We start from the raw sequence: 19,679 nt of genomic DNA on the forward strand, positions 1-19,679 counted from the left end.
ACCGACTCGATAACCCATGGGACGCATCGTTCAAATCGGCGAAACCTTCTGCGACACGTTCTCGTTTACCGCCGAGAACATCAAAACCTTTGCCCGACTCGCCAACGACAACAACCCCCTGCATCTGGACGACGGCTACGCTGCCGCGAGCCGTTTCGGCGGATTGATCGCCTCGGGCACCCAGCCGATGTCGTATTTCTGCGCGATGCTGGCCACCCACTACTCGATCGATCGCCAGCCGCTGGGCCTGGAGTTCGACGTGCGGCTGAAGAAGGCAGTCGGCGTCGGCGACACCGTCACCATGCAATGGACGGTGGACGACGCGGTATGGAAGGACAAGCTCGGCGGCGACATCGTCACGCTGCACGGCAGCGCCATCAACCAGCGCGGCGAAACGGCCCTGCTGGGCACCGCCACGATTCTCGTCTGCCCGCGCTCACAGCCCGGCACCGAGCCCGCATGAGCACACCGCCGCTGCCAGCCTCGATGCGCGTGTTGCAGCGCGGCTGGCTGTCGTCCAACAACATCCTGTTCCTGGACGAAGAACCGACGCTGGTCGACAGCGGTTATGTTTCGCATGCCGAACAAACGCTCGCGCTGGTGGAAAACGCGCTCGCCACGCACCCGCAAGGCCTCAGGCGCATCATCAATACGCATCTGCATTCGGATCACTGCGGCGGCAACGCGCTGCTGCAGCAGCGCTACGGGTGCCGCACCCTGATTCCGGCCGCCGAGGCCGATGTCGTGCGCGACTGGGACGAAGCGCGCCTGAGCTACCGTGCCACCGGGCAGCAATGCGCGCGCTTTGCCTTCGACGGTACGCTGCGGCCAGGCGACTCGATCACGCTCGGCGCTCTGGCATGGCAGGTGCTGGGCGCGCCGGGCCACGACCCTCACTCGCTGATGCTGTACTGCCCAGCCGAGGCCATTCTGATTTCTGCCGACGCGCTGTGGGAAAACGGCTTCGGCGTGATTTTCCCGGAGCTCGACGGCGCGTCGGGTTTTGCCGAGCAGGCCGCAGTGCTCGATCTGATCGGCGAGCTCGAGGTTCGCTGCGTGATTCCCGGGCACGGCGCGCCGTTTGGCGAGCCCGCCCGCGCGCTCGACGTTGCCCGCAGCCGGCTGGCCTACCTGCGTGCCGATCCGCGCCGCAACGCCCGCAACGCGCTGAAGGTGCTGATCGTATTCCGGCTGTTGTCGGTGCGCCAGCTCGCGCGCGCAGAGCTGCAGGCAATGCTCGCCCAGGCAGAGGTGATGCGCGCGGCCGCCGCGATGCTGGCACCGCCCTCCGACTGGCCGGCGCTGCTCGACGAACTCTGCGGCGAACTGGCACGCGCAGGCGCGGTTCGAACCGACGGCGACACCTTGAATGCCGTCGACCAACCTTGACTTTTGTCACAGCTTTTGCGCCTGAGCGTGATAAGCGACCGGAAAATCCATCAAATTGAGAGATAATCGCCGTAAAGGGGCCTAGTTACCGCGATCCGTCACGCGCCGGTACTGAACGAGCGTCCCAATCGAAATGGGCCGCCGCCATGAAAACCAGTAAAGGGAAAGCGAAGCTTCGCCTGGCCGAAGACGCATCCCTGCACCGCCAACCCGCCGAGCCGTCGTCCGCGGCGCCGAATCCGCCGCCGGCGGCCAAAGCGCTGACCGGCAGAGGCAAACGCTTTGCCCTCCGGATCTATCGACTGCGCACGATGGGATGCGCAATCGGCTTTTTCTGCGTCGCCGGCGTCTTTCACCAGTTGCACGCCGCCCCCTGGCTGTGGGCACTCCTGGTGTTCCACGGCTACCTCTGGCCGCACCTCGCTTATCGCCTTGCGTTGCGCGCCCGTGTGCCCTATCGGGGCGAGCGCCGCAATCTGATGATCGACGCGGCATTCGGCGGTTTCTGGGTCGTCGCGATGCGTTTCAACCTGCTGCCAAGCCTGGTGCTCATCACCATGCTGTCGATGGACGATATCGGCGCAGGCGGCTTGGCGCTGTTCTGGCGAGGCCTGATCGCGCACGCGGTGGGCGCCGTCGTCGGCGCCGGCGTGCTCGGCCTGCACGTTGCCCCGACCTCCGACATGTTCAATATCGTGACCTGCCTGCCAATGCTGGTGCTTTATCCGATCGCGCTGGGGCAGGCGACCTACGAAATGTCGCAAAAGCTCGCCCAGCGCACCCGCGAACTCGAATACCTGAACCAGCACGACGGGCTCACTGGCCTGTTCAGCCGCTTTTACTGGGAAGTCTGCCTGGCCAGAACCTTCGGTGAGTGTCTCGCCAGCGGCCGGCCCGCCTGCCTGATCATGCTCGATCTCGACCACTTCAAGCAGATCAACGATACGCATGGCCATCTTGCCGGCGACCTGGTGCTGCAGAAATTCGCGGGCACGCTGCGCGAGAGCCTGCGCAGCGAAGACATCATCGGCCGCTATGGCGGCGAGGAATTCGGCGTGATCCTGCCCGGCGTGAACGCCGATCAGGCAGAGCCGATCATCGACCGGCTGCTCGCCAGGCTGCGCGCGCAAACCAGCCTTGATCGGGAAATGCCGCCCGGCTGCACCGCGAGCGCGGGGATAGTCGCCTTTTCCGCGGAATTCCCCAGCCCGGACGCATGGTTGCAGCAGGCCGACCACGCGCTGTATCAGGCCAAGCGCCTGGGCCGGGATCGCCTGGTGGTCTGTTGAGCAGGCCACCACGCCCGGTTCGGCGCCGCGCCGGCGACCTCGGTCCGGCGCGCCGGGTTCAACCCTGCTCGCGTACCTTCGCGCGCTGGCGGTGCGCCGCCACCTTGGCGCGATTGCCGCAGATCGCCATGCTGCACCATCGACGCGCGTGAGCGCGCGTGTGATCGGCAAACAGCAGCGTGCAGCGCGGCCCCTCGCACGCCTTCACGTAGGTGAAATCCTGCTCGCAGACCAGTCGCGCCAGCGCCTCGGCGATCGGCATCAGCAACGACGCCGGCGATTTCCAGCGGCGGCGCGAACGTAGCCTCAAGGCCGCGCCTCCGTCTACCGCGCCGGCCACGACCTCGCCATATTGATCGTCCTGCGCGAGCAACCGGTTCAGCGGTTCGATCTCGCTCAATTCAACGGTATCCAGCGGCCGCCCCTTGCGTTTGCCAACAAAGCCGCGAAACCACTCGCGCAGTGTGCGCGCCTGCGCCGCCACTTCGTCGAGTTCGGCTGGCGCGGCCCGCGAGCGCATCTCGGCAAGCACTGAAGCCGGCACCAGGTTCGCCTGGGCCAGCCATGCCAGCAAGCCTTCGCCGTCGGCGAGCCAGTCGACCGGTTCGTCCGTCGGCGTGGCGATCGAATTCAGAAAGTCGAGGCCCGGTGCATCGGCCACGAATATCGCGGGAATCTGACGGTAGTCCATTGGGGCAATGAGGAAGGAAAAACGATAAGAAAAGTGTAACCCCTAAAAACTATCTTGACAAGTTACCAATTGATTTAGTAACCTTTAAAAAACACAAATAGAGGTTACAAATTTGCGGTACGTCACGGTCTCCCGGTAACGGCCGCCTTTCTCCAAAGGAGCAAGACATGTGGGTGAATAACGTAAGCGTTGTACTGGCGCACGGCGCATGGGCGGATGGATCGAGTTGGCGCAAGGTGATCGACATGCTGCGGGCGCAGCATATCGATGCCGTCGCAGCGCCCTTGCCGCTGACCTCGTTGAGCGAGGACGTCGCCGCGCTCGAGCGCACACTCGAGCGAATCGATGGCCCGGTGGTGCTGGCCGGTCATGCCTACGCGGGCGCCGTCATTGCAGGCGCCCGCAATGAGCGCGTCGCGGCGCTGGTGTATGTCGCGGCGCTCGCGCCCGACGAGGGCGAAACTGTGGCCGATGTGTTCTATCGCGCCGAGCCCCACCCGCAAGCCCCCCACCTGGCGCCCGATCGCCATGGCCTGATCTGGCTGCCGCACGAAGCGTTCGCGACGGCGTTTGCTCAATATGCTTCGCCGCCTGAGCTATCGGTGCTCGCAGCGGTACAGCGCCCCATCGCGGCGGCATGCATCGGGCAGGCGCTCGAGCGCCCGCTCTGGCGCGACCGCCCCAGCTGGTTTCTGGTCGCCGGGCAGGACCGGATGATCCACCCCGAGACGCAGTCCTTCATGGCGCGCCGCATGGGTGCGCGCATCCATGCGCACCCGGTCGATCACACACCGATGGTCAGCGCGCCGGGCGTCGTCACAGACCTCATTGTCGAAGCGGCCCGGACCATCTCGGCCAGCTAGCGACCTCACGACCTGCATTCCCCGCAATTGGGCGCCGCGTTTGGGTGCCCGTGTCCCCCCTCCTTTACTTTTCTTTGGGATGAAAATCATGACTGCCATTACCTATCGCCATGCCGACGTCGACGGTTTCAAGGTGTTCTACCGCGAAGCGGGCCAGCCGGGCGCGCCGAAGCTATTACTGCTGCACGGCTTCCCGAGTGCGAGCCATATGTTTCGCGACCTGATCCCCGAACTCGCGGACCGCTTCCACATCGTCGCACCGGACCTGCCCGGCTTCGGACAATCGGATATGCCCGGGCGCGATCGGTTTGCCTATACGTTCGACAATATCGCCAAGGTCATCGGGCGCTTCACCGAAGTGATCGGCTTCGAGCGTTTCGCGGTTTATGTGTTCGACTATGGCGCACCGACGGGCTTCAGGCTCGCGCTCGAGCACCCCGAACGAATCACCGCGCTGATTTCGCAGAACGGCAACGCCTACGAAGAGGGGTTGAGCGAGGGCTGGAATCCGATCCGCGCCTATTGGCAAGATCCGTCGCAAGCCAATCGCGAGGCGCTGCGCGCACTGCTCACGGACGAGACAACGGTCTGGCAGTACACGCACGGCGTGCCGAACCCGACCAGCGTGTCGCCGGATGGCTACTCGCTGGACGCGTTTTACCTGAGCCGGCCGGGTGCGCACGAGATTCAACTCGATCTGTTCGGCGACTACAAAAGCAACGTCGCGCTGTACCCGGCGTTCCAGCAATATTTCCGGATCCATCAACCGCCATTGCTGGCCGTGTGGGGCAGGCACGATCCGTTCTTCTTGCCGGCCGGCGCCGAAGCATTCAAGCGCGACTTGCCCAATGCGGTGGTGCGCATGTTCGACACCGGGCATTTTGCGTTGGAGACGCATGCGGCACAGATCGGCGCGGCGATCGTGGATTTCCTGACACGTTGAGCCGCGACCCGGGCAATGCGCAGCGCGGTTGCCCGGCCATTCACGGCGCTCCGGCGCCGCACTGGCACGCCAGCGCCCCAGTGCGGCCAGCAGCAAGAACCCCCCCCGAAATCAATCGACGCTGGCACACACGGAGGCCACGCAAATGAGCGGCCATCATCATGCATCCCATGCCGGCAAGGCTGGATTTTTCGTCATTCTGGTCACCTCGACTTTCCTGATGGGGTCGAGCTTCGTGTCAGGCAAGATCCTGCTGGCGCAGGGGTTTGCTCCCATGTCGCTGGTGGGCTGGCGGTTTCTGGTCGCCGCGCTTGCCACCTTGCCGCTGGCGCGGCTCGACAACCGCTCGCTGCGTGCGGCCCTGGCGCCCCGCGGCATGCGAGCGCGCGATGTGGCCCTGGTTGCCCTGATCGGGCTGACACAAACCGCGGCGGTGATGGGCCTGCTGTTTCTCTCCATGCGTTCGATCTCGGCAGCCACGGCGGCGATCCTGCTTTTCACCAATCCGATCTGGGTAGCGGTGTTGGGTCGGCTGTTTCTCGGCGAGGCATTGCATCGGCATCGGGCCGCCGGCCTGTTGCTGGGAATCGTCGGCGTCGTGCTCGCGATCGGGCTGGGCGCCGGCACGCTCTCGTCCCCGGGCGCCTTGGCCGGCGAGCTGATTGGGCTGGCCTCCGCGGTGTGCTGGGCGGCCGCCACCATCGTCAACAAGCGTGCCAACCTGCCAATGGGGGCCTGGGCCCTGAGCTTCTGGCAAATGCTGATCGGCTCGGTCGCCCTGTTGGTCATCGCGTACGCTAGCGGCGAGCACTGGCCCGCAGCGGTCAATCCGACCCAATGGGGATGGTTTCTCTGGCTGTCGATCCCGGCCTCGACCGGCTCGTTCGGCCTGTGGTTCGTCGCGCTCGGGCAAGGCGGGGCCACCAGAACCAGCGGATATCTGTTTCTCGCGCCGCTGTTTACCGTCGTGCTATCGTTTTTCTTGCTCGACACGACGTTGTCGTGGCTGCAGGCAGCGGGCGGCTTGTTGATCTGCGTCGCGCTGTGGTTGGTCAACCGCGAAATTCCCGCGCGCAGCGACCAGGAACGCATGAATGCGGCGCTCGCCGAGGGCGAAGCCTGAAGATGGCTATCAGCGAGCGGCATGGTCCGGACACGACATGAGCACCGGCAACGTCCGAGCGTGTAAACTGCTGCCTTTTTCGACACAAGCAATATGGTGCAAGTCCCGCAACGTACAACGCCGGGCGCTCCGGCGCTGGTTCGCTTGCTGGCGCGGCTCGCGCAGCTCGACGTTGCCGAACCCGGGCAGTCTCTGGCGGACCGGCTCGGCCAATGGCTGAGCTGGACCGATGCCATCACGCTGTCCTCGGCGCTGAGCACCCGGGCGCCGGCCCACGCCGATGCACGCTCGGCGGGTGATGATGCCGAACGCATTTGCGCACGGGTGCGTACCGCGCTGACCAACGCCATCGCCGGCGCCAGCGGCGTGGTAAGCAGCGCCGGTCGCCGCACGGCGTCGCGCGCGCCGGTGCGGCGCAACACGGCCGACCCGGCCCCCGAGTTCGCGGTGTTTCGCCAGGATTACCTCACCATGCAGCAGACGATGCAAACCGACATCGGCCTGTTGCGCGAGCGGCTGCGCCGGCAACTCATGGCCCGGACCCCGGAGCTGGCACGGCTCGCGGCGCTGGACGCCAGCCTGGAGCAGGCGCTCGACGCCCGCGAGCGGGCACTGCTGGCCACCGTGCCCACCCTGCTCGGCGTGCACTTCGAGCGGCTGCGCGAGGCCGGGCAGCAGATGCAGGCCGATGTGTCGGAGGCGGCCATGCCGGCTGCCGCGCGCGCCTGGCTGGGCCAGTTCCGCCTGGATATGCAGCGGATCCTGCTGGCCGAGCTGGAGATTCGTTTTCAACCGATCGCGGGGCTGCTTGCCGCCCTGCGCACCTGTTAATTGGGACGCCATGTCCAGATATCGCTTTCATCTTGTGGTTTTTTTGGTCGGCTTGGCCGCCGTGTGCTGGATCGGCGCCGGCTATGCCGGCTCGAACCCGCTGGCGCTGACGGCCACCGCCGTGGTGGGCGCCTGCTATCTGGCGGGGGCCTTTGAACTGAAACGCTACGCCCAGGCCACCGCCGCGCTCGAACATGCGGTGGCTGGCCTGGCCGAGCCGCCGCCGGCGCTGGACACCTGGCTAGGGCAAGTGCCGCCGGACTTGCGTGGCGCGGTACGCCTGCGCATCGAGGGCGAGCGCGTGGCCCTGCCGGGGCCCGCGCTGACGCCGTATCTGGTCGGCATGCTGGTGTTGCTGGGCATGCTAGGCACACTGCTCGGCATGGTCGCCACGCTCAAGGGTACCGGAGCCGCCCTGGACGGCGCGGCCAACCTGCAGGCAATCCGCACCTCGCTGGATGCGCCGCTCAAGGGGCTCGCGTTCGCGTTCGGCACATCGATCGCCGGCGTCTGCACCTCCGCGATGCTGGGATTGCTCTCGGCCATGTGCCGCCGTGAGCGGCTGCAGGCGGCGCAAGCACTCGATGTGAAGATCGTCACCACGCTGCGCGGCTATTCGCACGCCCATCAACGCGAGGAGGCATTTAAGCTGCTGCAGCGCCAAACCGAGACCATGCCCGCGCTGGTCGACCGCCTCGAAGCGGTGATGACCGCCCTGGCGCAGCACAGCCGCACGGCGAGCGAGCAACAGTTGGCCACTCAGCAGGCATTCCTGGACAAAACGGAGGCGGCCTATGCGCGCCTGGCCGATTCGGTCGGGCAATCGCTGCGGCAAAGCGCCGCCGAGGGCGCCCAGGCCGCAGGGGCCGCGCTGCAGCCGGTAATGGCCGCCACCATGGCGGAACTCACGCGCGAGGCAGCCACGCAGCGCGAGACCGTTACGCAAGCCGTGCAGCAGCAGCTCGACGCGTTGGCAAGCGGGTTGGCCGCGACCAATACCTCCATCGCCGAGACCTGGAGCCGTGCGCTGGCCGAGCAGCGCCAGGCCGGCGAGCGCGCCGCCCGGGATCTGAGCGCCTCGTTCGATCGCGTCGTCGAAACCTTCGAGCAACGTTCGACGAGCCTGGTCGAGGGCGTCTCGGCGCGGCTCGAGCACGCCACGGCCAGCGCCAGCCAAACCTGGGCCCAAACGCTGGCGCAGCATGCCGAGGCCAACGAGCGGCTGGCCGGGCGCCACCAGCAGTCACTGGAGGCGGCCGCCGCGGCCGTCGAGCAGCACGCGGCGTCGCTGCTGCGCAGCGTGAGCGAATCGCATACGCGCTGGCAGGAAGACTGGCAAAGCGCATCGGCCCGGCGCGAAGAACAACGGCTGGCAGCCTGGCACGAGAGCCTCGGCGAGATGGCTGCGGGGCTCACCGAACAGCTGGCGCAAGCCGCCACCCGCGGCGAGCAGCAACAGCACGCGATCTGCGAGACTCTGGCGCGTACCGCGAGCGAAATCTCGGCCCAGGCGCAAACGCAGGCCAGCCAGACGATCGCCGAAATTTCCCAGCTCGTGCAGGCCGCATCCGCGGCGCCCAAGGCCGCCGCCGACATGGTCGCCCAACTGCGCGAGCAACTCTCCGAGAGCCTGGCGCGCGATACCGCGACGCTCGAGGAGCGCAGCCGCTTGCTGGCTACCGTGGAGACCTTGCTCGTTGCCGTGAATCACGCATCGAACGAGCAGCGCGCGGCGATCGACGCGCTGGTGGCGAGCTCGGCCGGCCTGCTGCAGCGCGTTGGCGGAGAATTCACCGAACGGGTCGAGGCCGAGACCGGCAAGCTCGCGGACGTGGCCGCCCAGGTGAGCGGCGGCGCGCTCGAGGTGGCCAGCCTTGGCGAAGCCTTCGGCGCCGCGGTGCAATCGTTCGGCCAGGCCAACGAGAAGCTGACAGCGCACCTGCAACGCATTGAGGCCGCGCTGGAAAAATCGCTCGTGCGCAGCGATGAACAACTCGCCTATTACGTTGCGCAGGCCAGGGAGGTGATCGATCTGAGCATGATGTCGCACAAGCAGATCATCGAAGACCTGCAGCGCCTGGGCGGGCCGCTCGTCAATGGGGTCGAGGCCGCATGAACGAGGAGATCGACGGCGGCGCCGAACCGAGCGCGCCGGTATGGGCGGCTTTCGGCGATTTGATGTCGGTGCTGCTGGGCGCCTTCGTGCTGATCCTGGTCGCGGTGCTCGGCGTGCAGCTGGGCCTGTCGGTCAAGCTCGAGCACGAGATCAGGCAGCGGCAACTCGAGGCACAGCGGCGTCACGCGCTGGAGCAGGCGCTGGCGGGGCCGCTCGCGGCCGGCCGGGTGACGCTCATCAACGGGCGCATCGGCATCAGCGGCAGCGTGCTGTTCGCGCTCAATTCCGATCAGCTGCAACCGCAAGGCCGGGTGCTGCTCAAGAGCCTGGTCGGACCGCTCTCGGCCTACCTCAAGACGCATGACCAGATCCTGATGGTCAGTGGATTCGCCGACGACCTGCCAGTCCGCTCGACCAATCGGCGCTTTGCCGATAACTGGGAACTGTCGGCACAGCGCGCGCTGACTGTCACGCGTGCGTTCATCGACGAGGGCATTCCCGCTTCGTCGGTATTTGCGGCGGCATTCGGCTCGCAGCAACCGGTGAGCAGCAACACCGACGCGGCGGGGCGGGCCAGGAACCGGCGCGTCGAAATCGCTGCCGTGCCGCGCCCGGGAGCCACCGATGGCGGCCTGCATGACTAGCGCCGCCGACCAGGCCCGCGCAACGCTCGAGGCCTGGCGTGCGAGCGGCGCCGACCGGCTTGATCCGGTGCGCTTTGCTTTCATCGACGCACTGCAGCGGCGCGCCGCCGGTCATACCGGGCAGGCGCGCCGCCTGCTCGATGAGCGGCTGTCGGCGCTGCTGACAGCGTATGCCGACGATCTACGGCACGCCGGCGCCCCAGCGAGTCGCTCAAGCCACTCGAGCGGAGCAAGCGATACGCGGGGACCGCTGGCCGACCTGCTCGAGGCGATCGCCGACGGCGGCGCGGCGCAGCGCGCGCCCGGCTATCCGGAACTGGCGCTGCTCGACTATTTCCGGGAAACCTGGGCGGCACTCAGCGCCGAGCAGCAGTTGCGACGATCGCTCGACCACGTGCCGGCCAATGCCGGTCCGCTCAATTCCAGCAGCCTCGTGCACCGCTCGCTTGAACTCATGCGAGAGGTCTCGCCCGGTTACCTGCGGCACTTTCTGTCATACGTCGACGCCCTCTCGTGGCTCGCGCAATTGAGCGGCGACGGCGCCATGCCGGGCAACGACACACCGTCGGCCAAGCCGGTCGACAACCCCGCCGGCCGCAAAACAAAACGCGCCGCGAAGTCCCGCTGAGCACGCACGACCCGGTTATAGCCGGTTGACCGTCCTGATCATTTCGGCCATCCGGCCGCTCTCGGCGGCGAAGCGCAACGGCTTGCAGCGCTCGACGATGACCTCGGACTCGCCGCGTTCGAGCAACTCCATGACTTCATCGATGAATTCCGCAAGCGGCATCGCATTCGGGTCGGTAGCCTGGAACTCGCCGAGCAATTCGGTCTGCACATACGGCGGCGCGATCTCGACGACTTCGACGGACGTGCCCTGCAACTGATGCCGCAGCGACATCGAATACGAATGGATCGCCGCCTTGGTGGCGCTGTAGGTCGGCGACGAAAACATCGGCACGAAGGCCAGGCCCGACGAGACCGTCACCAGCGTGCTGCGGGGCTGTTCGAGCAAATGCGGCAGCAATGCCGCGCTCATGCGCAGCGTACCCGACAGGTTCGTCGCGATGGTTTGCTCGGCATCGTGGAGTTCCGCGGGGGACTGCTTGATATCTTCCTCGCGCATGATGCCGGCGTTGTTGATCAGCACGTTCAACGCGGGGAACCGGGCGATCGCCTGCTCGGCCAATGCCGCTATGCTGGCCTTGTCGGTGATGTCGAGTTGCAACGACACCATGCCGGGATTGGCTGCGGTGACTTCATCCAGGGCGGCTTGGCGGCGCCCGCAGATGATGACTTGGTTGCCCAGCTTGTGAAACGCTTCAGCCAGCGCCCGGCCAATGCCCGACGCGCCGCCGGTAATCAGAATGGTATTTCCCGTGATGTTCATGAACGACTCCTTTAAGTTGACGGTTTGTACGATAATGCAATCACTTTCCATTCGGAAGTAGGCACCCAAAAGATTTGTACTTACTAAAAGGAGAGCGACATGAACAAAACTCCGAAGGAACCGACGGCGTCGCCACCCACGAAGACCTATCCACCGCTCGCCCCGGAGGTCGAGGCACTGGTGCATGAAATCATCGGCCAGGTCGCCGGCAAGTGGACCATGATCATCCTCGACCTGCTGCAGGAAAAGGGCACCTTGCGCTTCACGCAGATCGGCAAGACGGTGAGCGGCATCAGCCAGAAAATGCTGACCCAGACCCTGCGGGAAATGGAGCGCGACGGACTGGTCGTGCGCACGGTGCACCCGGTTATCCCGCCCCATGTCGACTATGCGCTGACACCGCTGGGCGAGAGCCTGAGCGAGGCGTTTTGCAGCGTCTGGCTATGGACCGAAAAGCACTACGCCGAGATTCAGAAAGCGCGTGAGGCGTTTGCGGCGGTCTCGAAGCAACCCTCCAATTCGATTGCGCGCGAGCGCCGGTGAAGCCCCTATAATCGAACGGTCGTTCATTACCCGCCAAATCGAGGAGATGTTGCATGGCTCTTCCGCCGCTGCTGCAAAATCTGGCGCTGCCTGTCGTGGCCTCGCCGATGTTCATCGTCAGTTACCCCGAGCTGGTGCTGGCCCAATGCAAGGCCGGCATCGTCGGCTCGTTCCCGGCGCTCAACGCGCGCCAGCCCGAGCTGCTCGACGAGTGGCTCACACGCATCAACGAAGAACTCACCGCGTTCAAGGCGGCCCATCCGGAGCGCCCGGTCGGCCCGCTGGCCGTCAACCAGATCGTGCATCAATCGAACGCGCGGCTCGAGCACGACGTGCGCGTGTGCATCGATCACAAGGTGCCGATTTTCATCACCAGCCTGCGCGCGCCGATCAAGGAGATTCTCGACGCGGTGCATAGCTACGGCGGTATCGTGCTGCATGACGTGATCAACATCCGGCACGCGCAGAAGGCGCTCGAAGCCGGCGTGGACGGGCTGATTCTGGTGGCCGCGGGTGCCGGCGGCCATGCGGGCATGCTTTCGCCGTTTGCCCTGGTGGGCGAGGTGCGTAAATTCTTCGACGGCCCGCTGGTGCTCTCCGGGGCCATCGCGACCGGTGGCGCGATTCTCGCCGCGCAGGCGATGGGGGCCGATCTGGCCTACATCGGCACGCGCTTCATCGCCTCCGAGGAAGCGCACGCGACCGACGAATACAAGCGGGCGATCGTCGACGCCAGCGCGGCCGACATCATCTACACCAACCTGTTCACCGGCGTCCACGGCAACTACATCCGCCAGAGCATTCTCAATGCCGGCCTCGATCCGGACAATCTGCCGGCCTCGGATAAAAGCAAGATGGACTTTTCCGGCGGCACTTCAAAAGCGAAGGCGTGGAAGGATATCTGGGGCGCCGGGCAAGGCGTTGGGCTGATGGAAAGCGTGCAGCCGGCCGGCCAGATCGTCGCGCAATTGAAGGAAGAATACGAAGCCGCGCGTCGGCGGCTGCTCGCCTGAGCAAAACGCCGGCATGTGCGGGCGCACGTGCCAGCGTCAAGCAATCAAATCAATACGTGTACACGCCGCGCCCGCTCTTGCGGCCCAGGTAGCCCGCGGCCACCATTTCCTTGAGCAGCGGGCAGGGACGGTATTTGGAATCGGCGAACTCCTCGTAGTACACCTCCATCACCGACAGGCATACGTCGAGGCCGATCATGTCGGCCAGCGCCAGCGGCCCGATCGGATGATTGCAGCCGAGCTTCATGCCGTTGTCGATTTCCTCGGGCGTGGCCAGGCCTTCGCCCAGCACGAAGAAGGCCTCGTTGATCATCGGCACCAGAATGCGGTTGACCACGAAGCCGGGAGCGTTTTTCACGGTGATCGGGGTCTTGCCGAGTTCCTTGGCGAACGCTTCGACCGCCGCATGCGCGGCGTCGCCCGTTTGCAGGCCGCGGATGATTTCGACCAGCGCCATGAGCGGCACCGGGTTGAAGAAATGCATGCCGATGAAGCGCTGCGGATGGGACACCACGGCCGCCAGCTTGGTGATCGAAATCGACGAGGTGTTCGAGGCGATGATGGTCTCGGCGCCCACCAGCGCATCGATCTGCTTGAGGATCTTCACCTTCAGATCGAAATTCTCGGTGGCTGCCTCGATCACGATATCGGCGCTCTTGAGCGCCGCGTAATCGGTCGACCCCGCGATGCGCGCGAGCGCGGCGTCCTTGTCGGCCGGCTTGATCTTGTCTTTCTTGATCAGGCGATCCAGGCTGCCCGCGACATTGGCGATGCCCTTTTGCACGGCGGCCTCGCTGATATCGACCATCACCACCTGCAGCCCCACCACGGCGCAGGCCTGCGCAATACCGTTGCCCATCGTGCCCGCGCCAATAATGCCTACCTTCTGAATACCCATCTTCCTGCCTCTTCGCGATTGATGAAAATTGGCGCCCCGTCGGCGTTGCCGCGGGGCCGTTACATGTTGCGCCGGTACTGCCCGCCCACCTCGAACAGCGCGCTGGTGATCTGGCCCAGCGAGCATACCCGCACCGCGTCCATGAGCACGGCGAACACGTTGCCGTTTTCGATCACGGTCTGCCGCAGGCGCTCGAGCATGGCCGGCCCCGCGTCGGCGTGTGCGCCCTGGAATTCGCGCAGGCGCTTGAGCTGCGACTGCTTTTCTTCCTCGGTGGAGCGCGCCAGCGCGATGGCAGTCGGCGCATCGGCCTGATGCGGATTGAGGAACGTATTGACGCCGATCACCGGATACGAGCCATCGTGCTTCTTGTGCTCATAATACAGCGACTCCTCCTGGATCTTGCCGCGCTGATAACCGGTTTCCATCGCGCCGAGCACGCCGCCGCGCTCTGCAATACGCTCGAACTCCTGCAGCACCGCTTCTTCGACCAGATCGGTGAGCGCCTCGATGATGAAGCTGCCCTGGTTGGGGTTTTCGTTTTTCGCCAGACCCCATTCGCGGTTGATGATGAGCTGGATTGCCAACGCGCGCCGCACCGAGGCCTCGGTGGGCGTGGTAATGGCCTCGTCGTAGGCATTCGTGTGCAGCGAGTTGCAGTTGTCGTAAATGGCGATCAACGCCTGCAGCGTGGTGCGGATGTCGTTGAAGTCGATTTCCTGCGCATGCAGGCTGCGCCCGCTGGTCTGGATGTGATACTTGAGTTTCTGGCTGCGCTCGTTCGCGCCGTATTTCTCGCGCATCGCCACGGCCCAAATGCGGCGCGCGACACGCCCGAGCACCGTATATTCCGGATCCATGCCGTTGGAGAAGAAGAACGACAGGTTCGGCGCGAAATCGTCGATATGCATGCCGCGCGCCAGATAGGCTTCGACGTAGGTGAAGCCGTTGGCCAGCGTGAAGGCGAGCTGCGAGATGGGATTGGCGCCCGCCTCGGCAATGTGATAGCCGGAGATCGACACCGAATAGAAATTGCGCACCTGGTGATGGACGAAATACTCCTGAATGTCGCCCATCACTTTCAGGCTGAATTCGGTCGAGAAGATACAGGTGTTCTGCCCCTGGTCTTCCTTGAGGATGTCGGCCTGCACGGTGCCGCGCACGTTCTGCAGCGCCCATGCGCGGATCTTGGCGATCTCGTCGTCGGTCGGCTCGCGTCCGTTGTCGGCGGCGAACTTGGCCAGTTGCTGATCGATCGCCGTGTTGAAGAACATCGCCAGGATAGTCGGCGCCGGTCCGTTGATCGTCATCGACACCGAGGTATTCGGCGAACAAAGGTCGAAGCCGTCGTACAGCACTTTCATATCGTCGAGCGTGGCGATCGACACGCCCGAGTTGCCGACCTTGCCGTAAATATCGGGGCGCTCGCCCGGGTCGAAGCCGTATAGCGTGACCGAGTCGAACGCGGTCGACAGACGCTTGGCCGGCATGCCTTCCGAGACCAGCTTGAAGCGGCGATTGGTACGGAACGCGTCGCCCTCGCCGGCGAACATGCGGGTCGGATCCTCGTTCTCGCGCTTGAAGGCAAACACGCCGGCCGTGTATGGAAACGAGCCCGGCACGTTTTCCAGCATTTGCCAGCGCAGAATCTCGCCTTCGTCGACGAACCTGGGCAGCACCACCTTGGGAATCCGGCTGCCGGAGAGCGTCGTGTAGGTCAGCGCGGTGCGAATCTCCTTGTCGCGGATCTTCACCACATATTCGTCGCCGCTATAGGCCTTGAGCGTTTGCGGCCATTGCGCAAGCAGCTTCTTTTCGTTCGCGCCGAGTTGAGCATCGCGCTCGGCCAGCAGTTGGCCAAGTTGCTCGGCGCCGGCCTGGTCGCCGCCGGCCTCGGCAAGCATGCGGCGCGACTCGCGCAGTTGCTGGCGCTCACGCGCCACGCGGCTCTGAGCTTGCACGCGCTGGTGATAATGGCGCACCGTATCGGCGATTTCCGCCAGATAGCGGCTGCGCGCCGGCGGCAAAATCGCGCCACGGTAACTCGGCATATGACCGTCGACCACCGGCAGGCGCCCCGCCTCGGCCTTCAGTCCCTTTGTCTTGAGTGCCGACAGCAGGCCCTGATACAAGGCGGTCACGCCATCGTCGTTGAAGTGCGCGGCCATCGTGCCGTAGACCGGCATTTGCTCGGGCGGCGTGCTCCATGCCTCGCGATTGCGCTGCACCTGCTTGGCGACGTCGCGCAGCGCATCGCGCGCGCCCTTGCGGTCGAACTTGTTGATCGCCACGAAGTCGGCGAAATCAAGCATGTCGATCTTTTCCAACTGGCTGGCCGCGCCGAACTCGGGCGTCATCACATACAGGGACAGGTCCGAGTGCGGCACGATCGCCGCGTTGCCCTGGCCGATACCCGAGGTCTCCACCACGATCAAATCGAAGCCGGCCACCTTGCACGCATCCAGCACGTCGGGCAGCGCCGGCGAGATCTCGCTGTCGGCCTCGCGCGTGGCCAGCGAGCGCATGAACACGCGCGGCCCCTGGCCCCAGTCGCCGATCGCGTTCATGCGGATGCGGTCGCCCAGCAGCGCCCCGCCCGATTTGCGGCGCGACGGATCGACCGCGATCACGGCGATGCGCCAGCTGTCGCCCTGATCGAGCCGGAAGCGCCGAATCAGCTCATCGGTGAGCGACGACTTGCCGGCGCCCCCGGTGCCTGTAATGCCCAGTACCGGCACGCGCGATGTCTTGGCATGCGCGCGCAGGGTGTCACGCAGGCCGGCGTCGACCTTGCCGTTTTCCAGCACCGTCAACAACTGCGCGAGCGCGCGCCGGTCGCCTGCCAGCACCGCATCGAGCGAGTTCGGCGCGAATTGCGACAGATCGCCCAGCTCGGTCTCGCAGCGGTACAGCATGTCGTTGATCATGCCCTGCAGACCCAGCTGCTGACCGTCGTGCGGCGAATAGATGCGCGTCACGCCATAGGCTTCGAGCTCGGCGATTTCCTCCGGCACGATCACCCCGCCGCCGCCGCCGAACACCTTGATATGCTCGCCACCCTGGCGGCGCAGCAGATCGATCATGTACTTGAAGTATTCGACGTGGCCGCCCTGATAGCTCGACACGGCGATGCCGTGCGCATCTTCCTGCAGCGCCGCATCGACCACCTCGGCCACCGAGCGGTTGTGCCCCAGATGCACCACCTCCGCGCCGCTGGCCTGCAGGATACGGCGCATGATATTGATTGCCGCGTCGTGGCCATCGAACAGCGAGGCCGCGGTGACGAAGCGCAACCGCACGCCGGGCTTGTAGTCGGTGAGTTTTTGCGCGATGGATAAATCGGTCATGTCTCCCCCTTGGCAAAGCGCACGCTTCGCATCGCCCGCGCGGCACAGGAACGCCTCGCCGATCGGGCATCGGTTTCAAACAGTATAGCGGAACGGATTTGCGTGTTGACGTTTACGTTAACGTAACACGATTCCGGCAACGCTCCTGATTTACCAACGGGGCCGGCCAGGCGCGGTCTCGACACCATCTCGAGCGGGCCTTGGGGGTCAGCGGCGCATGCGCTGACCCCGAGCGGCGCGCCAATGCCGGCTAGGGGTGAGCGTTCTCGTCAATGGCGCGGCGTTCGCTCGGCACAAAGCTATCTGTCGAGATACGCGCCGCATCGAGTCCCAGAGAGATGCAGGTTTGCGCACAAGCCTCGACGAATCCGGGTGACCCGCCAATTACCGCGCGATGCGTCGCCAATGACGAAAATGTTTGCCGAATCCACGCCGGCGCGAACATTGGATGTGACGTGTATGGACTTTGCTCGTCGGTCACGAGAATTTGATACTTGAAATTGTCGTGCCGTCGCGAAAGGCCGACGAGGCGGTCCAGCGCAAAGACTTCGCGCGTCTGGCTCACGGAGTGCAGCAGCAGCATGGGCTCGTCCGCACCACGCTCCAGGGCGTCTTCGAGGATGGCGAGTACGGGTGCAAGACCCGTGCCGCCGGCCAGCCCGATCACGGGGCCCGCCCCATCCGGGAGGCGGCAGGCGCCGAACGGGCCGCGCACCCGAATCAGGTCGCCCACCCGCAATGTGTCGTGGATGAACCCACTCGCCTCGCCAAACGCGTGGCGAGACACAAACAACTCCAATAACCCGTCGTTTCGGCAGGCCGAGGCGAGGCTATACATTCGATTGGGGTCGACACCGGGGACCAGCACTTCCAGATAGGAACCGGCGGGATACACGAACGTCCGGTCGGCCGGCGTAGCGAGCACGACCCGTTTGACTCTGGGCGTCAGGCTGACGACGCTGAGCACTTCCGTGCACATCTCGGTCGCCTGCTCATTGCCCCCGCCGACGCCGCTCGGTATCTCGATTCGCAACTCCGGGGTAATCGCCCGCGCCTGACACAGCAGGCAATAGCCTTGCCCCTTCTCTTCGTCGGTAATCGCCAGGCCGAGAGACCAACCGTGATCGACTGCTCCCGTCAACACCCTGACTTTGCATGTGCCGCACGACGCGCCTCGGCACTGATGAGGAATCCGGATGCCCTGTGCCAGCGCGCTATCGAGAATAATCTCGGCTTGATCCACGGAAAACTGCTCTCCGGTATTGATCACGGTCACTTCACATGTCGTCATGACCTGAGTCTCCTGTTGTGGATCCACCCGGGCAAGCGATACCCCCGCTCGTGCCTGGCCGTAGCGTTCACCGGTGCCCGCCGGCGAATTCAGCTGCCGCGAAATCGCGCGCCAGGCATGAGCGATGGGGGCGGTCGATTGCTTATCCTGGGGCGGATTCCAGTCTTTATTTTTTGAAGTGATGTTTATAAGCAGTCCATATTTCTCAGAATATTGGAATGACTTTTTCCGGATCGTAGACGACCTCCTTGCCGCTGATGCCGACCTCCGGCAGCGCCGGAAATTCAATCCCGTAGGGATCCAGGTTGGCTTTCATTCGCAACACTGCGGTTCGCCAGTTCTCCACGCGCTCCTCCAGCGTAAGAACGCCAAGTCCCGCGGAGCGCGCGACCTCCTCGATTTGCCGTTGTGCGGGTATGAAGGTCGCCGGCAAATCCCAGAACTGTCCCGGCGGTTCATGGAGGATGCCCGACAGGAAGACGAATCCGGCCCGGAGCTGGATCGAAATCATCTCTTTGTCTTCATCTGTCAGTTGCGGCAGCAGTTTCTGAAGCACGGTCAAACAGATGCCCAGATGACGGCCTTCATCCTGTCCGATCCGGCGGAATGCCTCCTTGAATACGGGGATCGTTGTTTTTTGGTACATGCCATGAAACAACGTGGACGAAGCCACTTCGCCGAACAGGAACGAGGTGAACAGGATCGGCAACGGATATTTGTCGACCGCCTTGTTAAAGCCGTTCCAGTAACGCGAGCCGTTGTAGTAAAGCCATTGAACGTTGTTGCGCGCGAGCTTTCCGAGCACCGTTTTCGGTTCGTAGTTGAGCGGGCCGTCGGGCGTAAGGAGGCGAATGGCACGACCGCACACTTCCTCGTGGTTCATCTCGTCTCTGACAACCGAGAAGAAGCATTTTCGAATGGGGTCTTCCTGCTTGCTCTCGTATGTGTGAATCATCGCGCGCGCAAACACCGTGGGCCCGGAGCCGTCAAAGACCGACAGCAGCGTGAACCAGTAGGCCACCGCGTACCTTTGGTCGACGGTGAGCGAGTCGACGTCCAGCGTATGCCACGGCAGGGTATGCGGCGACCAGCCCGGGTCTCGGGCGGAATCGTACATTTCATACAGCTTTGGCGTCTCGACCTTCCATTCCAGCGGAAAGATGTTTTTCGCTTCAATAACAGGGGCGGCATTCGCCGAAAACAAAAGCTTTTCGGGATCCGGCATCTCGTCGAGGAGCACCGGTGGCACCGAAATCTGATTGGCAAGCTGCTCTGTCGTTAGTTTGGTCATCGATAGTCTCCGCAATG

18 protein-coding genes are annotated in these 19,679 nt (G+C 64.5%); 12 read left to right on the forward strand and 6 right to left on the reverse strand.

What is annotated here, in order from left to right; all coding sequences use genetic code 11:
* The first annotated feature begins 16 nt into the window (after positions 1 to 16).
* The 3 genes from PATSB16_RS16910 to PATSB16_RS16920 all read left to right on the forward strand — a co-directional run bounded on the left by PATSB16_RS16910 (position 17) and on the right by PATSB16_RS16920 (position 2,678).
* Positions 17 to 463: a MaoC family dehydratase gene (locus PATSB16_RS16910; protein WP_047215223.1), complete on the forward strand. Its 447-nt coding sequence runs from the start codon at positions 17 to 19 to the stop codon at positions 461 to 463.
* Complete coding sequence (locus PATSB16_RS16915; protein ID WP_047215224.1) at positions 460 to 1,389, forward strand: MBL fold metallo-hydrolase; 930 nt, start codon at positions 460 to 462, stop codon at positions 1,387 to 1,389. Before PATSB16_RS16910 ends, PATSB16_RS16915 begins: the two co-directional genes overlap by 4 nt.
* A 146-nt stretch (positions 1,390 to 1,535) precedes the next feature.
* Positions 1,536 to 2,678 (forward strand): diguanylate cyclase, encoded by a 1,143-nt coding sequence (locus PATSB16_RS16920; protein ID WP_083566824.1) that lies wholly within the window; start codon positions 1,536 to 1,538, stop codon positions 2,676 to 2,678.
* Positions 2,679 to 2,736: 58 nt separating this feature from the next.
* Here the strand turns inward: PATSB16_RS16920 and PATSB16_RS16925 are convergent, their stop codons facing one another.
* Complete coding sequence (locus PATSB16_RS16925; RefSeq protein WP_047215225.1) at positions 2,737 to 3,369, reverse strand: CGNR zinc finger domain-containing protein; 633 nt, start codon at positions 3,367 to 3,369, stop codon at positions 2,737 to 2,739.
* 167 nt (positions 3,370 to 3,536) lie between these two features.
* On the opposite strand from PATSB16_RS16925, the gene PATSB16_RS16930 reads away from it, so the two are divergent.
* From PATSB16_RS16930 to PATSB16_RS16960, 7 genes are all read left to right on the forward strand, one after another.
* Positions 3,537 to 4,232: an alpha/beta fold hydrolase gene (locus PATSB16_RS16930; protein WP_047215226.1), complete on the forward strand. Its 696-nt coding sequence runs from the start codon at positions 3,537 to 3,539 to the stop codon at positions 4,230 to 4,232.
* An 88-nt stretch (positions 4,233 to 4,320) separates the two neighbouring features.
* Positions 4,321 to 5,175: an alpha/beta fold hydrolase gene (locus tag PATSB16_RS16935; RefSeq protein WP_047215227.1), complete on the forward strand. Its 855-nt coding sequence runs from the start codon at positions 4,321 to 4,323 to the stop codon at positions 5,173 to 5,175.
* A 145-nt stretch (positions 5,176 to 5,320) separates the two neighbouring features.
* Positions 5,321 to 6,298 carry a DMT family transporter gene (locus PATSB16_RS16940; protein ID WP_047215228.1) on the forward strand — a complete coding sequence of 326 codons (978 nt, stop codon included), beginning with the start codon at positions 5,321 to 5,323 and terminating at the stop codon, positions 6,296 to 6,298.
* A gap of 93 nt (positions 6,299 to 6,391) precedes the next feature.
* Positions 6,392 to 7,129 (forward strand): DUF3348 domain-containing protein, encoded by a 738-nt coding sequence (locus tag PATSB16_RS16945; protein WP_047215230.1) that lies wholly within the window; start codon positions 6,392 to 6,394, stop codon positions 7,127 to 7,129.
* A gap of 10 nt (positions 7,130 to 7,139) precedes the next feature.
* Positions 7,140 to 9,245: a DUF802 domain-containing protein gene (locus PATSB16_RS16950; RefSeq protein ID WP_047215231.1), complete on the forward strand. Its 2,106-nt coding sequence runs from the start codon at positions 7,140 to 7,142 to the stop codon at positions 9,243 to 9,245.
* Complete coding sequence (locus tag PATSB16_RS16955) at positions 9,242 to 9,889, forward strand: OmpA family protein (RefSeq protein WP_047215232.1); 648 nt, start codon at positions 9,242 to 9,244, stop codon at positions 9,887 to 9,889. The genes PATSB16_RS16950 and PATSB16_RS16955 overlap by 4 nt, the downstream gene beginning before the upstream one ends.
* A complete protein-coding gene (locus PATSB16_RS16960; protein ID WP_047216686.1) occupies positions 9,882 to 10,517 on the forward strand; it encodes a DUF2894 domain-containing protein in 636 nt (211 codons plus the stop codon). The genes PATSB16_RS16955 and PATSB16_RS16960 overlap by 8 nt, the downstream gene beginning before the upstream one ends.
* A gap of 15 nt (positions 10,518 to 10,532) precedes the next feature.
* On the opposite strand, the gene PATSB16_RS16965 is transcribed toward PATSB16_RS16960, so the two are convergent.
* Entirely contained in the window at positions 10,533 to 11,279 is a 747-nt protein-coding gene (locus PATSB16_RS16965; RefSeq protein ID WP_047215233.1) for an SDR family oxidoreductase, read from the reverse strand.
* A 99-nt stretch (positions 11,280 to 11,378) separates the two neighbouring features.
* On the opposite strand from PATSB16_RS16965, the gene PATSB16_RS16970 reads away from it, so the two are divergent.
* Both PATSB16_RS16970 and PATSB16_RS16975 read left to right on the forward strand, forming a co-directional pair.
* Positions 11,379 to 11,822: a winged helix-turn-helix transcriptional regulator gene (locus tag PATSB16_RS16970; RefSeq protein WP_047215234.1), complete on the forward strand. Its 444-nt coding sequence runs from the start codon at positions 11,379 to 11,381 to the stop codon at positions 11,820 to 11,822.
* A gap of 53 nt (positions 11,823 to 11,875) precedes the next feature.
* On the forward strand, positions 11,876 to 12,835 hold the full coding sequence (locus tag PATSB16_RS16975; RefSeq protein ID WP_047215235.1) for an NAD(P)H-dependent flavin oxidoreductase: 960 nt from the start codon (positions 11,876 to 11,878) through the stop codon (positions 12,833 to 12,835).
* Positions 12,836 to 12,884: 49 nt separating this feature from the next.
* Here PATSB16_RS16975 and PATSB16_RS16980 read toward each other — a convergent pair whose 3' ends face one another.
* From PATSB16_RS16980 to PATSB16_RS16995, 4 genes are all read right to left on the reverse strand, one after another.
* A complete protein-coding gene (locus PATSB16_RS16980; protein WP_156884788.1) occupies positions 12,885 to 13,859 on the reverse strand; it encodes a 3-hydroxybutyryl-CoA dehydrogenase in 975 nt (324 codons plus the stop codon).
* Positions 13,793 to 17,080: a fused isobutyryl-CoA mutase/GTPase IcmF gene (icmF, locus tag PATSB16_RS16985; RefSeq protein WP_047215237.1), complete on the reverse strand. Its 3,288-nt coding sequence runs from the start codon at positions 17,078 to 17,080 to the stop codon at positions 13,793 to 13,795. Before icmF ends, PATSB16_RS16980 begins: the two co-directional genes overlap by 67 nt.
* 250 nt (positions 17,081 to 17,330) lie before the next feature.
* The gene (locus PATSB16_RS16990) at positions 17,331 to 18,356 is read right to left on the reverse strand and encodes a 2Fe-2S iron-sulfur cluster-binding protein (protein ID WP_047216687.1); all 1,026 of its coding nucleotides are present in this window, start codon (positions 18,354 to 18,356) and stop codon (positions 17,331 to 17,333) included.
* Between the two features lie 220 nt (positions 18,357 to 18,576).
* Entirely contained in the window at positions 18,577 to 19,662 is a 1,086-nt protein-coding gene (locus PATSB16_RS16995) for a hypothetical protein (protein WP_083566825.1), read from the reverse strand.
* Positions 19,663 to 19,679: the final 17 nt, after the last annotated feature.

It is taken from the genome of Pandoraea thiooxydans, from assembly GCF_001931675.1.
Classification (GTDB): domain Bacteria; phylum Pseudomonadota; class Gammaproteobacteria; order Burkholderiales; family Burkholderiaceae; genus Pandoraea; species Pandoraea thiooxydans.

Excerpts from the sequence above, each read along its gene's own strand:
- PATSB16_RS16925 (WP_047215225.1), bottom strand. The coding sequence starts at position 3,369 with ATGGACTACCGTCAGATTCCCGCGATATTCGTGGCCGATGCACCGGGC.
- PATSB16_RS16970 (WP_047215234.1), top strand. The coding sequence starts at position 11,379 with ATGAACAAAACTCCGAAGGAACCGACGGCGTCGCCACCCACGAAGACC.
- PATSB16_RS16950 (WP_047215231.1), top strand. The coding sequence starts at position 7,140 with ATGTCCAGATATCGCTTTCATCTTGTGGTTTTTTTGGTCGGCTTGGCC.
- PATSB16_RS16965 (WP_047215233.1), bottom strand. The coding sequence starts at position 11,279 with ATGAACATCACGGGAAATACCATTCTGATTACCGGCGGCGCGTCGGGC.
- PATSB16_RS16955 (WP_047215232.1), top strand. The coding sequence starts at position 9,242 with ATGAACGAGGAGATCGACGGCGGCGCCGAACCGAGCGCGCCGGTATGG.
- PATSB16_RS16935 (WP_047215227.1), top strand. The coding sequence starts at position 4,321 with ATGACTGCCATTACCTATCGCCATGCCGACGTCGACGGTTTCAAGGTG.
- PATSB16_RS16920 (WP_083566824.1), top strand. The coding sequence starts at position 1,536 with ATGAAAACCAGTAAAGGGAAAGCGAAGCTTCGCCTGGCCGAAGACGCA.
- PATSB16_RS16945 (WP_047215230.1), top strand. The coding sequence starts at position 6,392 with ATGGTGCAAGTCCCGCAACGTACAACGCCGGGCGCTCCGGCGCTGGTT.
- PATSB16_RS16910 (WP_047215223.1), top strand. The coding sequence starts at position 17 with ATGGGACGCATCGTTCAAATCGGCGAAACCTTCTGCGACACGTTCTCG.
- PATSB16_RS16995 (WP_083566825.1), bottom strand. The coding sequence starts at position 19,662 with ATGACCAAACTAACGACAGAGCAGCTTGCCAATCAGATTTCGGTGCCA.
- PATSB16_RS16975 (WP_047215235.1), top strand. The coding sequence starts at position 11,876 with ATGGCTCTTCCGCCGCTGCTGCAAAATCTGGCGCTGCCTGTCGTGGCC.
- icmF (WP_047215237.1), bottom strand. The coding sequence starts at position 17,080 with ATGACCGATTTATCCATCGCGCAAAAACTCACCGACTACAAGCCCGGC.
- PATSB16_RS16930 (WP_047215226.1), top strand. The coding sequence starts at position 3,537 with ATGTGGGTGAATAACGTAAGCGTTGTACTGGCGCACGGCGCATGGGCG.
- PATSB16_RS16960 (WP_047216686.1), top strand. The coding sequence starts at position 9,882 with ATGACTAGCGCCGCCGACCAGGCCCGCGCAACGCTCGAGGCCTGGCGT.
- PATSB16_RS16980 (WP_156884788.1), bottom strand. The coding sequence starts at position 13,859 with ATGCTCGCTGGGCCAGATCACCAGCGCGCTGTTCGAGGTGGGCGGGCA.
- PATSB16_RS16915 (WP_047215224.1), top strand. The coding sequence starts at position 460 with ATGAGCACACCGCCGCTGCCAGCCTCGATGCGCGTGTTGCAGCGCGGC.
- PATSB16_RS16940 (WP_047215228.1), top strand. The coding sequence starts at position 5,321 with ATGAGCGGCCATCATCATGCATCCCATGCCGGCAAGGCTGGATTTTTC.